Origin of the sequence: Streptomyces bobili, assembly GCF_002154575.1 — a bacterium.
Classification (GTDB): Bacteria; Actinomycetota; Actinomycetes; order Streptomycetales; family Streptomycetaceae; genus Streptomyces; species Streptomyces bobili.
Genome location: NZ_MUBA01000635.1, coordinates 1 through 2451 on the forward strand (window position 1 = coordinate 1; position 2451 = coordinate 2451).

Annotated in this window: 2 protein-coding genes; one reads left to right on the plus strand and one right to left on the minus strand. The window is 71.3% G+C overall.

Annotation, left to right across the window (positions count from 1 at the left end):
* The first annotated feature begins 265 nt into the window (after positions 1-265).
* A complete protein-coding gene (locus BZL64_RS35230) occupies positions 266-739 on the plus strand; it encodes a DUF5709 domain-containing protein (protein ID WP_086773126.1) in 474 nt (157 codons plus the stop codon).
* A gap of 243 nt (positions 740-982) precedes the next feature.
* On the opposite strand, the gene sthA is transcribed toward BZL64_RS35230, so the two are convergent.
* A complete protein-coding gene (gene sthA / locus BZL64_RS35235) occupies positions 983-2386 on the minus strand; it encodes a Si-specific NAD(P)(+) transhydrogenase (RefSeq protein WP_086773127.1) in 1404 nt (467 codons plus the stop codon).
* Positions 2387-2451 lie beyond the last annotated feature (65 nt).

The window sequence follows — 2451 nt, forward strand, 5'->3', positions numbered from 1 at the left end:
GTGGTGCACCGCCGCGCACCGGCGGGGGATGGCCTCGCGGTGCGGGCGGGAAACGGCGTGGTGGATACCGTCCCACCTCTGCGTCGGGGGCCGGTCACACGGAGTGTGCGAGTGATGATAGCCGCACCGTTTGACCTTTCAAGATTGACGGACGGGTAACGTCCGTATCCGCTCGTGCGGTTGGCATGTGCCACGGTTTTGGGGCGCGCTCGACGGGATACGCGGACGGGGACAGCGCAGCCGGACAGCATCCAGGGAGGCATCCATGGGCAGCGAGCCCGAGACGACCGCCGACGACGCCTACCAGCCCACCGGCAGCAACGAGGAGCAGGAGGACGCCGCCCCGCTCGATCTCCAGGACGCGCTCGACGAACGGACCTACGACGACATCCTGGACGAGGGCTACTCCCCGCCGGAGAAGCCGCTCGGCGTCACCAAGCACGGCACCACCGCGGGTGAACAGCACGACGGGGAGACCCTCGACCAGCGCCTCGCCCAGGAGGTCCCGGACGTGTCCGAGCCCGCCGGGGACGGCATCGGCGACCTTCCGCGCGGCGAGGGCGAACCGGTCGACCCCGAGGCGGGTGAGGAGCGGGCCGGCCGCCTGGTCGCCCCCGACGAGGGCGCGCGTACGGACGCCACCAAGGAGGAGATCGCCGAGGACGTCGGCATCGACGGCGGCGCGGCGGGCGCGGAGGAGGCCGCCGTCCACGTGGTGGACGACGACAGCCTCCCCTAGAAGCAGGTCACGCACGACTGGAAGCAGGTCACGCACGGCCCGAAGCGGCCCACCCGCCGGTGCGGTCGCCGCTGTCGCGGCAGGGGCACTTGACAGATCCCGGCCAGAGACACGCGGTAGAACCGGCACATCGGCGGCCCCGATCTGCCAATCGTCGAAGCCGCCCGCCGCGGTGTCCCGCTGACGGCCCGCATCGTCCACATGGGCGGGACGGGCCGCGGGCCCCCTGAAGGACGTGTCCAGTCAGTCCCCGATACGGTCCAACTGCCGCAGGCGGTTGGTGGCGTCGAGGGCGGCGACCTTGTACGACTCGGCGAGCGTCGGGTAGTTGAAGACCGCGTCGACCAGGTAGTCGACCGTGCCGCCGAGGCCCATCACCGACTGGCCGATGTGGATCAGCTCGGTCGCCCCGGAGCCGAAGCAGTGCACCCCCAGCAGGGTGCGGTCCTCGGGGGACACCAGCAGCTTGAGCATGCCGTGCGCGTCGCCGATGATCTGCCCGCGGGCCAGTTCGCGGTAGCGGGCGACGCCCACCTCGAACGGCACCCGGTCCTCGGTGAGCTGGTCCTCGGTCCGGCCGATGAAGCTGATCTCCGGAATGGTGTAGATACCGATCGGCTGGAGCCGGTGCGTCCGTCCGACCGGCTCGCCGCACGCGTGGTACGCGGCTGCCCTGCCCTGCTCCATCGAGGTCGCGGCCAGCGCCGGGAAGCCGATCACGTCACCGACGGCGTAGATGTGCGGCACCTGCGTGCGGTAGTGCTCGTCCACCGTGATCCGCCCGCGGGCGTCCGCCGCCAACCCGGCCTTCTCCAAGGCCAGTTCGTCGGTGAGGCCCTGGCGGCCCGCCGAGTACATCACGGCGTCGGCGGGGATCTTCTTGCCGCTCTCCAGCACGGTCAGCGTGCCCCGCGGATGCCGCTCGACGGCGGCCACGGTCTCCCCGAAGCGGAACGTGACCGCGAGGTCGCGCAGATGGTACTTGAGCGACTCGATGACCTCGACGTCGCACATGTCGAGCATCCCGGCCCGCCGCTCCACCACCGTGACCTTGCTGCCCAGGGCGGCGAACATGCACGCGTACTCCATGCCGATGACGCCGGCGCCCACGATCACCATCGAGCGCGGCACCCGCTCGATCGTGAGGACGTTGTCGGAGTCGAGGATCGTCCGGCCGTCGAACTCCACGCTCTCCGGCCGGGCGGGCCGGGTGCCGGTGGCGATGACGATGTGCCCGGCGCTCAGCAGCCGCTCCTGTCCGCCCGCCTCCCGCAGGGCGACCGTGTGCTCGTCGACGAACCGGCCGGTGCCCGAGTACAGGGCGACGTGGTTGCGGGACAGCTGGCTGCGGATGACGTCGGTCTCCCGGCTCACCACGTGCTGGGTGCGCGCGGTCAGGTCGGCGACGGTGATGTCCTCCTTGAGGCGGTAGCTCTGCCCGTAGAGGTCGCGCTGGGTCAGGCCGGTGAGGTAGAGCACCGCCTCGCGCAGGGTCTTGGAGGGAATGGTGCCGGTGTGGAGGGAGACACCGCCCAGCATGTCGGGGCGGTCGACCACGGCGACGCGGCGGCCGAGTTTGGCCGCGGCGATGGCGGCCTTCTGGCCGCCGGGGCCGGATCCGAGGACGAGCATGTCGAAGTCGGGCACCTCCGGAGTCTGTCAGCCCGGAGGGCACCTCCGTGAGCGAAACGGCGAACCGGCCGGGGGAGGGG